9 protein-coding genes are annotated in these 11127 nt (G+C 43.4%); all 9 read right to left on the reverse strand.

The genetic code is table 11. The features are described from left to right. Positions 1–34: 34 nt before the first annotated feature. Positions 35–1516 (reverse strand): hypothetical protein, encoded by a 1482-nt coding sequence (locus tag OSCIL6407_RS0128435; protein ID WP_007357402.1) that lies wholly within the window; start codon positions 1514–1516, stop codon positions 35–37. A gap of 144 nt (positions 1517–1660) precedes the next feature. Beyond that, positions 1661–3481: a hypothetical protein gene (locus tag OSCIL6407_RS0128440; protein ID WP_007357401.1), complete on the reverse strand. Its 1821-nt coding sequence runs from the start codon at positions 3479–3481 to the stop codon at positions 1661–1663. 131 nt (positions 3482–3612) lie between these two features. After that, positions 3613–4578, reverse strand: coding sequence for an IS5 family transposase (locus tag OSCIL6407_RS31410; protein ID WP_007357400.1), 966 nt, complete (start codon positions 4576–4578; stop codon positions 3613–3615). A gap of 337 nt (positions 4579–4915) precedes the next feature. After that, a complete protein-coding gene (locus OSCIL6407_RS0128450; RefSeq protein WP_007352869.1) occupies positions 4916–5476 on the reverse strand; it encodes a hypothetical protein in 561 nt (186 codons plus the stop codon). 518 nt (positions 5477–5994) lie between these two features. Then, positions 5995–6147 carry an HNH endonuclease gene (locus tag OSCIL6407_RS37405; protein WP_007355545.1) on the reverse strand — a complete coding sequence of 51 codons (153 nt, stop codon included), beginning with the start codon at positions 6145–6147 and terminating at the stop codon, positions 5995–5997. Between the two features lie 182 nt (positions 6148–6329). Continuing rightward, the gene (locus OSCIL6407_RS31415) at positions 6330–7208 is read right to left on the reverse strand and encodes a reverse transcriptase domain-containing protein (RefSeq protein ID WP_007355546.1); all 879 of its coding nucleotides are present in this window, start codon (positions 7206–7208) and stop codon (positions 6330–6332) included. A 675-nt stretch (positions 7209–7883) separates the two neighbouring features. Continuing rightward, positions 7884–9599 (reverse strand): group II intron reverse transcriptase/maturase, encoded by a 1716-nt coding sequence (gene ltrA, locus OSCIL6407_RS0128460; RefSeq protein WP_007355549.1) that lies wholly within the window; start codon positions 9597–9599, stop codon positions 7884–7886. 642 nt (positions 9600–10241) lie between these two features. Beyond that, positions 10242–10484: a ribbon-helix-helix domain-containing protein gene (locus tag OSCIL6407_RS0128465; protein WP_019487979.1), complete on the reverse strand. Its 243-nt coding sequence runs from the start codon at positions 10482–10484 to the stop codon at positions 10242–10244. Beyond that, a complete protein-coding gene (locus tag OSCIL6407_RS0128470; protein ID WP_019487980.1) occupies positions 10484–11113 on the reverse strand; it encodes a ParA family protein in 630 nt (209 codons plus the stop codon). The genes OSCIL6407_RS0128465 and OSCIL6407_RS0128470 overlap by 1 nt, the downstream gene beginning before the upstream one ends. Positions 11114–11127: the final 14 nt, after the last annotated feature.

The raw sequence follows: 11127 nt of genomic DNA on the forward strand, positions 1-11127 counted from the left end.
AATTGAAATGTTACGACACCTAACTTATTCCTACTTATCCCTCTTCTGGTTCATAGGCTCCGCTTTCCAACTCTTTTATCTCGTCTTTGTTGGCTTCTATTTTTTCTTCAATATCTCTAACTTCTTGGGTTAGAGATTCCATATTTAATTTCCAATCTGAAGATGCACTCGATTCAGCCTGTGCGATCGTATTACTAATGTTAATAGTAAGATTAGCTATGTCGTTATTGGCGTGAGTAACGATATCATAGAGGGTTGTCGGCTCTGAACTATCTAAGGAGTTTTTAATATCTGCTAGAGATGTAGCGAGACTTTCAACCTTACTCCCCATACCTGCTATTTCAGTCAATGCCTCTAATTGCTTTGCTTGACTTTGTAACTGATTAAGAATATCTGATTTCTGCTGTTCGAGCAGCTGAGCGTATTGCTTGCGCCACGCCTCTTGAGAATATTGTTCGCCAGTTCTGGGTGTGACAATCTTGTCTAGAGTGCCATCTGAATTGGTGCTATAGGTTACTTCTCCTGGACGACTGGTATAGTTTCGATCGATAAACTGACCTAGGTCTAGCTTATTTTTGTCTAAAGTGGCTTTAAGTTCCTTACTAATATCAACGAGCTTGTGACTTCCTATGTTTAATCTCACATCGGTTGGTAGGAGGTCATAATTCACGCCCAGCGTAATTTCTTGAAGAGATAAAGCTAGTTCTTCTAAAGGATCGAATTCTGGTCTGACAATGGAAATACGACCTTTGAATCCATTCTTCGCTTCAAGTAAGGGCAAGATATTTTCTGGTGTAGCAAGTGGTGCAAGAAAGATGCTTCTTACCTCACTAATAGACATGGCCTCATGTACATTTAGTGCAGAAGCTCTGGGCATATTGCCATAGGAATGGGTTACATCTATAGCTAATTCGAGGGAAGGGTTTACCAGTCTGGCTTCATTGACAATTGCTTGGGCTGGAATGAGTGCCGTCTCAAGGACAATATTCTTACCAACCAAGCTTAAAACTTTATCCCCTGACAACCACCAACTCATATCCATTGCTAAGTAGGTGTGAACGAATTCTTCTATTCCTAAAGTGTTACGAAACGCTTCGGCATTTTTTAAGGCTTGTTCAAGAGTATTATTTGAGCCTGTAGTCAGCCTTGTTTTAGAGGTTAAAAGGTGATTAAATGTTTCTTCTAAACTCAAAACTTTAGGCTCTGTCAAGCGACTAATCAGTCTAGAAGTCGCCTGTTGGGCATAATCGGCTTCTTTCACAACTGCTCCATCAAAAAAGCCCGGTTTTGGGGCAGGCAAACCCTCAATGTCAGCCAGTATTTGGCGAAATGTACGAAGTTCGGGAAAGTCGCTTAATTTTGGTCTATTTGTTACGGTTCTGTCCCTCAAAATAGGTAGCAATGTTCGCCTTAACAGAGATACTTGTTCCACATTTGCTGTCAAAAGTTTAGCAAATTTTGGGCTTAACCCTTTTGGGCCGAGTAAGAATGATTTGAGAAATTGATTATAGGGCATAAATTAGGATTTCCTCATTATTAAAAATACTGGCGATTGGTTACCAATGGACAATTGATAATTGACAATTATCAATAAATTCATTTGGTTTAAAGCCTCCCCTTTAAAGATATGAGCGCCAGAATTAGAGGAGAGCCAAGTTTTTTATTCGGGAAATTCAGGGGGAAATTCGTCGCCCTCTGCCGGTTCTTCTCCTGTTCCTTTTTCTTCTTGCTCGTTCACTTTTTCCATATCTTCAGTAATTTTATCCCCTAACTCTTTTTGTTCGTTGAGTATTTCTTTTTGTTGTTCACCAATGGTTTTTCCTAAGTCATTCTCAAGTTTCTCGGAGGAGCTTCTCAAATTGGCTAATGCTTCTTTTTGAGTTGAAACAACGTCTTTGATCGTACTAGGCTCGGCTTGATCTAAGGCAGTGTTTATGTCTTGAACACTGGTGGCGGCAGATTCCAACTGCCCCATTTGTTGTGCTGTCATTTCTGGAGCAAACTCGGCAAGAGTTTCGAGTCTTGCTGCCTCTGTTTGTAACGTAGCCTCAATGCGTGCTGCATCGCCATTGGCAGAAACCAGCTCTTCTGAGTTTGCCGCTTGCTCTATAGCCTGTTGTCCGTCTGAAGGAAGTTCTTGCTTACCGTCTGTCAGCTTTTTAATCAAATCTTCGTTGTTCTTTTTGAGTATTTCTTCAAAGCTTTTTTGTTGTTGTTCTAGGAGTTCTTTTGTGGTTGGTTCCTTTACACCCGCTTTAGCCTTAGCCCATTTATAAATACCCCAAAGTGTGCTTCCGAGAAAATGAAGCATCATTAATGCTCCACCAATTTGCATCACAGATTGAAAGATTTGTGCAGAGTTTTTAGGATGAAATAGTGTATTCCAAAAACTTGAGGAAGGATCGTTTGATTTTTGTGGCGAGTCAATCCCCAAAACAGTTTGACCATTTACTGAGCCAGTTAATAATGAAATAATTTGGGTATCTGTCGGGTTCTGACTAAATCTGCTTTTTAATTGAAAAGCCCCCCTAAGTGCCAGTCCTGGTATATCTAAAGAGGGATCGTCAAGAAATAGTCCATCGGAATAAGTTAATGATTTAGCCTTAGAAGAGTCAACATCAACTGTAGTTGTATCAGTTGGATTTTTGGCTGGAGTAAAAGTAATACTGTAACCACCATTAGCTTTTGTTAGATCTATTGCACCAGATTTGGTTAGGGAAACAGTGCCAACGAAACTTGTTGCCGTGCCATCGCTGCTGTACAAGTAATAGGTAACACTATCATTATACTCTGCCCAAACGAAAGGAAATTTTTGATAGTAGCTTTGCACGGCTACAACAGCCGCTAAGGTAACGTTTTGGTAATTTTTTGTGCTTTTAAAAAAGGCATTTACGTTGTCAGTAATCGAGTTGGCTACATTGTTTGAAGAATTATCTGAACCATCTGCTCGATCTGATGCTGCACTTGATGTTTGAGACATGGCAGCTTGGTAATTTTTGGCCAATTGTGATTCGGGATAGGCAGAAATTGTCTGATGAAACTGAGCCGCATTTTTCATCGCATCACGATCGTCTTTTGTTACTGTCTGATCGGGAAAATTTGGCGGTGTGGCAAAGATATTTTTCATCACGCCATTATTGGCAACGGGAGAAATCCAATTAGCAGTACTAATTATTAAGTCATACAATAAAGCCGGCTTCGTTTGACCTGTTGTAGGATCTTTGTAATACTGATCGAGGGTAACTGTGTCAGAAGTTCCTTGTGCGATCGAATTTTTGCCACTAGATGTGTCAAGTATTTTTAAGTCTTGATTGTACACATCTGTAGCACCTGAACCTCCGGGAGCATCTGCCGTAGATGGAATAACAACTATAACATCCACATCACTGTTATTAATAATCTTAATAAGTTTTGTTGGATCGGGGGAGGATACTAAATCTTGAACTGTTTGCTGCGTTTTTATGGGCTTGGAAGAGGACATAGATTCTTATCCTTTTTAGTTTGAGTTTTTATTTTTGAATCACCATAACATTCCTCTACCTAAATAAAAAAAAACTTTACTAAAATTAATATTTATTCCTCCAGGTGTGGATGTAAAGGAGTTTAGTGTCTTTATGGCGATGAAGAAGTTGTGCAATTACGTGAGTTCGATGGCTGGCGATCGCAAGTTTCGGTCAGATGCACTTTATACCCAGTCCAAGTCACACTGCGTTTGTTACCAAAGCGAGCATCGATGTCATAAGGAGAGTCAAAACGACTACCAGAAGGAGCTAAGTCGCTGGCAGCCCGCAATCTTACTTGCTCATTCTCCACATAATATTGATGTATCCAAGTCTGTCGCAAAATTTCGACTGCTGGCACAAGCCTCAGCCAATTTTGGACATCTTCTGCCCACACAGATATCAGTAATTGCATACCATCTGTGCCAATCATCTCAGCATATTCTTTACGAGCAGCAATGCCTTTGGGTAGGCGATACTCTTCTATGGCACGACCGTAGCGTTCAAACCATTCCTCTGGAACCCATGAACGTAACCAGTCTGGCGCAACTGTAGCTAGGCCATTGAGGGCCGCACGTAGGGTTTCACCTACCCCTTCTAGTCGGTTCAAGTTGCGAATAGCAGCCAGCACATGAGTAGAGTCCGTGCGCTGTTTTCCTCTTTCTTTGAGCCATCCACGTTCTTTAAATTGTTTCAGTAAGGTGTCTAGCAGTTGTTGTTCTGCACCACCAGTTATCAATCGGGTGCGAAATTCACATAATACAGAGAAATCAAACCCTGGGTCGGTCAATTCCAACCCCAAAACATATTTCCAATCAATTCTACTGCGGACAGCTTCAGCCGCTTGTCGATCTGGCAAATCCTCAATAAATTGCAGCACACAGATTAATGCCAGTCGCCAAGGTGTAACTGTTGGTTGACCATGAGTGGGATACAAGGCGGTAAAGTCACTATCACTGTAAAGTGTGCCAATTTCATCTCGCAGCGTGAGATAAAGGTTTCCTTTGGGGAAAGCAGCACGGGCGACACGAACTGTTTCCTCTGGCACAGGACTGATGGGTTGTGGTTTTAGTGACATATCCCTAACTCTCCTGGCTATATATAGTGCCAATCTTAGGGTGACACTTTACGGATTTGCTGTCTACTTTTGACTTCGCCAACAGCATCGGTTGCTCATTTCACCCCCACGCCTGCTTGCCGTAGAGCATCCGCCACAGACCTTTTACCCAAAGCACGATCAATAAAAAAGACAGGAGTCTCTGATTTAGTCACGCTGCCACAGAAAGCGCCATTTCACAGCGAATCGCTTCCTCAATCTGGAGGTGCGAACATCTATAATCAAGAGCCAGAGTGTCAATCGAATCTCCTGCCTTATATCGCTCTCCTAAGATAGCTGTAGGAATGCCAATACCAACTTAAACTGGACGACCAAACGCGATTAAAGGGTCAATTGCTAACACTTTCGGAGCCTCTACCGCATTCAAACGAGTAATCGGAAATAGGCGGGCTGCAATGCCTTTTTCGTCCCACTCAACCCGCCTTAAAAGATGCTGCAACGCTGCCCGCATCACCAATTGTCCGTCCCTAGAAACCGCGATTAAACTGCCTAGATATTCTACAAACAGATCCACGCCATCCGTTTGAAACCGAAGTTGTGCTAAGGGATGAGGAACACCAAACTCACTTGCCAGGTAATCGAGGGTGAGCCGAATTTTATCCAAGCGAATTTTATGCTCTTGACGAATCACTCTCAAAACGTGGGCCTCAACTAAATTCGTAAATGAGAGTTGAGGAAATTGAGGATTTGGGCGCTCAATTAATGGCTGAAAATATCGCTTACACTCTGTGGTTGGGTAATAACGCCCATGTAACCAAGACCGCAGCGTTGGGAGTGGAATCGTTAGATAACGGGCGGCATCTGCTATTGAGTAGGCAGGTAGATTGCGAGAATCTAACCCGTTCGGCACAAACACCATATCAGCCCAGGTTCACGAATGTCGGTATGGGCTTATTTTATCATGGAGTGCGATCGTGCCTCTGGTAAGGGGAGGAGAAGGGAAGAATTTTCTGTTCTTGAACCCTAGTCTCTAGTCCCCAGTTCCTATTCCCCCTCCCCTTTCTTTCCCCCTCTCCCTTCCTTTTCAAAAGCTGCTGGTTGTAAATTACTGGGTGATACTTTGATAGCATGGTAGCTTAAAATGCCAATTATCAGAGCAGCATTTGTCGATAAAAGCCTCTAAGAGTAAGGAATAGAGTGGCTTGTTTAAAAATATAGCAAGCTACTTTGATAGCAAAACAGCAAGACTATTTTGGTTCCCAAACATAGCGAATGGGGGGTGCTTGGGGCTGTCCTAATATCGAAGAGTGCGATCGCCTCAGTTAGAGTCGATAGGAGCGTTACCACTCCTACCTCTGTCGGGTAAGGTTCGAGCGTCGCCGCTCTCCCCTCCCCTAAGAACCGTGCTTAAGACTTTCGCACTTACACGGCTCAAGCCTAACTTCTAACCTTTTGAGACTGGTTTTTGGTTTGAGAGTGTACCTGTTTGTGGCAAGCTAGGTGGACGTGCTGAAGGTTGTACTCGTCGTCAGTACCGCCTTTAGCAACAGGTACTATGTGGTGGGTTTCTATTTCCTCTCCATTTAACAATAACTCTCCGCAGGTAGGACAAATCCAGTTTTGATTTTGAGCGACGGAATAGTATTTACTGCCCTTACTCCAGTATGATTTGCCTAATCTTTGGTTTCGATTGAGCCAATATTCTTGTTGAAGAGGGTTGTCAGGTGAAGTATTCCCTTTAACCTTTATGTGACGTTCGATGGGCGTGTACGCTATCTGGTAAAGAGTAATAATTTTCTCTTTTCCTCGGCGGTCGCTAATTGTGGTAGCGAACGTCCATTTATTGCCTTATATCTGACCACGCCTAGTCGGTGGTTGGTGGATTTTATATATGTTTCTAATCCATGCAGTCCGATGTTGGCTAGAAGTGGGGAGATGACTCCTCCCTGTGGTGTGCCCGTCTCTGTGGGGTTTAGTTTCCCATTGAGAACAAATCCAGCTTTTAACCATCCTTCGATTACCCCTCTTTTAGGAAAGTTACTAATCATTTTTAGGATAGATTCATGGGCGATGTTGTCAAAAAAGCCTTTTATATCAGCTTCTAGAACCCATTTATCATTGCTACCTCTGGGATTGTCACTTAATCTGGTGAATGATTGTTCGATAGCATCTTGACAACTTCTGCCAGGTCGGAACCCATAGGAATTGGGTTCAAATCTAGCTTCCCACTCGGGTTCCAGTGTATTTTTAACTATTGCCTGCATGACTCTATCCCTGACGGTTGGGATACCGAGGGGACGCATTTTGCCATTTTTCTTGGGGATTTCTACTCGCCGCACAGGTTTTTGATTTCCACCCTTCCATGTATTAACAAATTTCACTCTTTGGGCTGGTGAGTTGATTACCTCCTTATCAATACCAGCGGTTTGTTTACCTTGATTGGTTTGAGTGATTTGTCGGACAGACAATAATAGGTTGGCGTAACTTCTCATCATTAATTTCTGCAAGTTTCTAAGCTTACGGAAATTACCAGTCTCTGAGGCACGAAAGATTCTTCGACGTAGATTTCTCACGGCTTTATTCATCTGTCTCCAGTTAATCTGGCTCCAATCTTTCAGCCGTTCTCTTTGTCCGTTTACGGTCATTTTCATGGCAGTAGCTAACTTGTCATTGAGTTCGATTTCTTTGTCTTTTCTTCTATTCGTGTTAGACCGAGGTTAAGTCTGCTATTACTTTCGTTCAGGAGCAAATTTTGAACTCCTATCTGAATCATTACAACTCAGCATTCGCTTTTTAACCCTTCCTCTATCCTCCAAAGAGTTGTGTCCTCGTTACCTTAGACCTACTAGGAGTTTTCGACCTCTCCTAGACTCTGTAGGACTTACCCTGTTGTATCGTTTGGTTTTGTGTTCTCAGTTAGGTGTTATCTATTCAGCGATGGGCTTGTGTTCACACGATTCATAAATGAAGGAGTTATGAATCCGCCCATAATGTCCTGTCAGCCTTATTTGGACATTTACGGTATCACGCCGTTTAAAATGATAATTCACTTGCGTTCACCATTTAAGAACTCTCTCTAGCTCCTGACCAGCTTGGGCTGCCAGTTTCGGCTACATTCGTGGTCTGCATTCCGGTTGTTTCGTTACCTACTTGACCGTGACCGGACTCAGTTATGAGTCTTTTACGTGAGAGTAGGGGGTGTGAATCCCCTAGTGGAGTTGGCTCCACGTACCAAACGACCTTTCAGGTCGCGCCCTTCAAAACCGTGCTTGATAGTTTCCCATCACACGGCTCCTTGATAAAACCACCCTTGTTATGGGTACGATTCAAAACGGCTTATCATCGTGATTCTTGTGGAGGGAACCATCTTGAGCCGTCTTTGTGTCGTGACAATGCCTGTGTAGAAGTTGTAGGTTATCGTAGGTATCTTTTCCACCTGACGATGTTGGTTTTATATGGTCAACTTCTACAATGTCTGTACTCGTAAAGTACAGACCACAGTGAGGACAAACACCCTTTTGTTTCTTGATTAATGTTGCAACCCTGTTAGGAGTTTCTGGGTATTCGCCTCGACGCTTACTCCAATAAATCCAGTTTCCATCGAACGGACTAGCTTCACCCTTGACTTTTGTATGCCTTACGATTGGCGTTTCTGTATGGGTGTGTAATTCTATTTCATCCTCTGTACTGAAACACCAATTTCGGTCGCCTACTGTTCGCCAGTATTTATCCTTGTTGATGTCACCTTTTCCCCTTTTTCTTGCCCAGGCTCTTAATTTTTGCCATATTAGGTGGTCAACCTTTGAGAAGGTATCTTTACTAACAACTGTTGAGTAATAGTTTGACCATCCCCGAATTATTGGATTCAGCTTACTAATTAAAGCAGCTTGTGGGGCGGTTTTATGGGTATCTATTACTTCACCAATCTTGGCTAGGTGAGTTTTGACTTTGGCTTTTGAGGGTGTGATTAGTGTAGTAAAACCTAGTAGTTTCCCCTGTGAGTTTTTCGCACTTCGATAGTTTCCTACTTTATGCTGTTGTACATGGAACCCTAAGAACTCAAACCCTACATTTCCTTCTATTTCATTAAGGGTGTGGGTTAATCTTGTTTTGCTTGGCTTTAACTCCAATCCCATGTCACATAACCAATTGGCAATTATCTCCTGACAATTCTTGACTACGTTTACATCCTCATGGATAATTACGAAGTCATCAGCATAACGGATTAGACTAAGGGCATGACGGTTATTTCGTTTGCTTCCTTTTAGTATTTCCGCATATTGCATAACTCTTTCTTCCATACCATGTAGGGCAATGTTCGCAAGTAGGGGGGAAATTACCCCGCCTTGTGGTGTACCATCATTGGTAGGAAAGAATTTTTTGTCCACACAATACCCTGCTTTTAGCCATACCTTCAGTTGGCGGCTTAGAGTGGGGTATGTGTTTATTTTGGATAGTAATGCTTTATGGTCTATACGGTCAAAGCATTTGGCAATGTCAGCATCAAGCACGTATTTGGCTTTTTTGCTAATACTGTTGAATATTGCTTCAATCGCATCGTGACAGGAACGCCCTGGTCTAAAACCATAACTGTTAGGCTCGAATTTTGCCTCCCACTCTGGTTCTAACGCCATTTTGCATAGGGCTTGCAATGCGCGGTCGTTTATTGTGGGTATTCCTAATGGTCTAGTTTCAGTTATACCGGGTTTAGGAATCATTACCCTACGAGTAGGTTTTGCCTTTCCGGTTAACAGCAACTTACCTACCAAGTTAGTACGTTGCTTTGGGGTTAACGATTTAACGCCATCCACACCAGCCGTATTCTTTCCTTGGTTGTCCTGTGTTACCATACGTACCGCAATACACTTTGCAGACCAAGACCTAATCAGGGTATGCTGAAGTTTGCGACAGGCTTTAACATCGCCACGTGTACTCGCTTGGAATATGCGCTTTTGCAACTTAAAAGTCACCCTTTCTAGCTTGCGCCAGTTGATGTCTTTCCACTCCGCCGTCAGATTGTTCTGCGTTTTAGATTTATTCATTGCTACTTGTTCTATTCCTTTGGAATTATCGTGTATCCATCTGCATATCTCTGTCGTTACAACAGAGCATTCGCTTCTGATACAATCCCTCCCCTAACTATCATTCGTTAGCTACTTACTGGTTATCGACCTTACCAGAGGTAATTAAGGGTTACTTCGTTCCGATTACATATTTGATTGAACCTTTAGCGTGATGCTCTCCACCGGGTTTTATGGGCAGTGCTTATAAGTCGGGTCAGTAACCGCTTATGCCCTATCCTTGCCTTTTGGCTTGGTCTTAAACAGCCATTATGACCATTAACAATGACGATGGTTCAGGTACATCTTTGCTTTCGCTACGCATAGATTCTTGCTCGGCAGTTACCAAATTCGGCTATTAGTAGTTCTGCCTTTTATCCCCGCTTTAGTCTATTGGTTGCTACCCAGTAAACTAGGGGATATGCTTTCACCTCTGCACTTGAGGGGTGGGACTTACCGCACGGCGGTTCACCCACAAATGTAACCAGTTATCACCAGTCTCATCAACTGGGCTAACCGTCCTGCAAGGGTTTGATGCCTTACTTTAGGTTAAACGAATCGCACACTGACTCTTCTTACGGTTGATTGAGGAGAAGTCGGGCAAAATGATGGTTACGGTTAAGTTTAAGCGATCGGCGGTTTGCCGTATTTTTTAAACAGGTCATTGACGGCCTCAATGAGTAAATCGTGAGAGGGTTTCCCCAAGTCAGTCGCCAGGTGCTTGAGTTGCTTCCACGCCCCTTCATCTAACCGTAATGTCTGCCCCCTGCGTTTGGGTTCAGCTTCTGTGGCGGAGGAGTTTGCTTGTACTACGGTTGTTCCCTTGGAGAGTGTCAAATCGGACAAGCTCGGTTTCTTCTTTGGCATTACTTACTCCCTGCTTTCAACTGCTGTAAAATCCAATTCCAGGTTTCTTTAACTTCAATTGCAGCTTTCCCCCTTGGCTCAATCTCATTCGCTACCCGGCCATCAATTAAGGCACGCGAGTAGGCAATGCGAGAGGCTATTGCCATAGGACAAATGGGTAAACCGTAGGCAGCTAGGGCGGTTTTAGCTTCCTCAGTAACACCTGATCTCGGTGGTGTTTGGTTGAGGACGAATACTGCGGGTTTGCCTATGCCTCGTACCAGTTCGACTGTACCTGCGATCGCTTCCAAATCCAGTACAGAAGGGCGTACCGGAATTACTACCAAGTCTGAGACTCGCGCTGCGTACACGGCATTTGTGTCAATGTCAGGGGGAGTGTCAATCAGCACCAAGTCAATGCCACCTTTAAGGCAAGCTTGAATGTGGTCAGATATGTTGGAAGGTTGGGGCTGTATCAGTAAGGGGGTTTCAGCTTCTCGCTTGTTAAACCAAGATGCTGATGACTTCTGGGAATCCATGTCCGCTAATACGACCCTCAAACCGCACTTTACGGCAACGACTGCCCAGTGGACGGCAAGGGTTGTCTTTCCCGACCCTCCTTTTCTCGATAAAAGGCTAACTACGAACATCAGTAATCTTTGCT

Source organism: Kamptonema formosum PCC 6407 (assembly GCF_000332155.1).
In the GTDB taxonomy this organism is placed as follows: Bacteria; Cyanobacteriota; Cyanobacteriia; order Cyanobacteriales; family Microcoleaceae; genus Kamptonema; species Kamptonema formosum.

Coding starts and splice junctions, on each gene's coding strand:
- OSCIL6407_RS0128470 (WP_019487980.1), bottom strand. CDS start 11,113: ATGTTCGTAGTTAGCCTTTTATCGAGAAAAGGAGGGTCGGGAAAGACA.
- OSCIL6407_RS0128465 (WP_019487979.1), bottom strand. CDS start 10,484: ATGCCAAAGAAGAAACCGAGCTTGTCCGATTTGACACTCTCCAAGGGA.
- ltrA (WP_007355549.1), bottom strand. CDS start 9,599: ATGAATAAATCTAAAACGCAGAACAATCTGACGGCGGAGTGGAAAGAC.
- OSCIL6407_RS0128435 (WP_007357402.1), bottom strand. CDS start 1,516: ATGCCCTATAATCAATTTCTCAAATCATTCTTACTCGGCCCAAAAGGG.
- OSCIL6407_RS31415 (WP_007355546.1), bottom strand. CDS start 7,208: ATGAAAATGACCGTAAACGGACAAAGAGAACGGCTGAAAGATTGGAGC.
- OSCIL6407_RS0128450 (WP_007352869.1), bottom strand. CDS start 5,476: ATGGTGTTTGTGCCGAACGGGTTAGATTCTCGCAATCTACCTGCCTAC.
- OSCIL6407_RS0128440 (WP_007357401.1), bottom strand. CDS start 3,481: ATGTCCTCTTCCAAGCCCATAAAAACGCAGCAAACAGTTCAAGATTTA.
- OSCIL6407_RS31410 (WP_007357400.1), bottom strand. CDS start 4,578: ATGTCACTAAAACCACAACCCATCAGTCCTGTGCCAGAGGAAACAGTT.